Genomic DNA, 1213 nt, shown 5'->3' with positions numbered 1-1213 from the left:
GTTTATAGTTATAAAAGTAAATATATTCTTCAATTGCTTGTATTAAATCTTCTTCTGTTTTAAAATGATTCAAATACAACATCTCCGATTTAAAATGGGAGAAAAATGACTCGATACAGGCATTATCATGGCAGTTTCCTTTGCGAGAGTGGCTGCCAATGATACCTAAATCAAAAAGTCGTTTGTTGTAGGCATGAGATGTGTACTGGAATCCCTGATCTGAATGGAGAATGGTTCCACGCACATCTCTTTTTTGTGCAAGCATTTCAATTGTATCTAATACAAGTTCATTATCATTGCGCTTGGAAATTTTCCAAGAAACAACTTCGTTATTATAAATATCTTGTACAACAGAAAGATAGCGGAATCCTTCTTGAAATCGTAGGTAGGTAATATCTGTAACGAGCGCTTCATTTTGTTGGCGATCTTTGAATTCACGGTTTAAAACATTTGGAAAAGTATTGGAATAATTCCCTTTAAAGAAGCGACGCTTCTTTCGAATAATAGACTGAATGTTGAGCTCACCCATTAAGCGATATACCTTTTTGTGATTTATAAAATAACCCTCTTCTTGTAAAGCAATTTTCATGCGTGGATAACCATATTCCTTGTGCTTTACGTGAATAGATTGAATTACCTTTTTTAATCGTTGGTCGGATTCTAGTCGCATGTTTTTCATACTTTTTGTATGAATCCACTTATAGTAACTTGAGCGATGTACACCTGCAAATTTAGTAAGCCATATAACTGGATATTTTCTCTTTAGTGATTCAACGATATGATATCTCTCTTTATATTTTAGCACGCCTCCATTTACAGATTTGGATACTGCTTTTTTAAATATTCAACCTGAGCCTTATAATAGTCACGTTCCTCTTCAACAGTGTTGAAATGAACGCGCTTTCCTTTAAGAGGGTTTGGTATACCTTTCATTCCATTATTTTTCCCACGAGTATCTGTAATCTCACCACATTCTTTATATTTTTTGACCCAATTTTTAAGCTGGGTAGAGCTTCTAATCTGATATTTTTCCTTTATCATATTGTAACTTCCTTCTCCGTTTAAATAACTTTGAACAGCTGATAACTTTAATTCTTCTGAATATGTATTAAATGTTGAGCCTTTTTTAGTCATGAAAAATCCCCTCCAAGTAATAGTGTAACATCCATGTATGCACATGGTCCTTTTTACACTGTCTACCTAAAGGGGATAA

At 33.8% G+C, this 1213-nt stretch carries 2 protein-coding genes; both read right to left on the bottom strand.

From position 1 onward, the window contains the following. The coding region (locus U860_RS0106175; protein WP_115610290.1) for an IS3 family transposase at positions 1 to 805 on the bottom strand (805 nt) is incomplete at its 3' end. Positions 806 to 813: 8 nt separating this feature from the next. Continuing rightward, on the bottom strand, positions 814 to 1134 hold the full coding sequence (locus U860_RS0106170) for a helix-turn-helix domain-containing protein (RefSeq protein ID WP_025147790.1): 321 nt from the start codon (positions 1132 to 1134) through the stop codon (positions 814 to 816). Between the last annotated feature and the right edge of the window lie 79 nt (positions 1135 to 1213).

It is taken from the genome of Bacillus sp. H1a, from assembly GCF_000633475.1.
GTDB classification, from domain to species: domain Bacteria; phylum Bacillota; class Bacilli; order Bacillales; family Bacillaceae_G; genus Bacillus_A; species Bacillus_A paramycoides.
The sequence above is the reverse complement of the archived record's forward strand: the minus strand, read 5'-3'. Positions and strand labels throughout refer to the sequence as shown.

Excerpts from the sequence above, each read along its gene's own strand:
- U860_RS0106170 (WP_025147790.1), bottom strand. The coding sequence starts at position 1,134 with ATGACTAAAAAAGGCTCAACATTTAATACATATTCAGAAGAATTAAAG.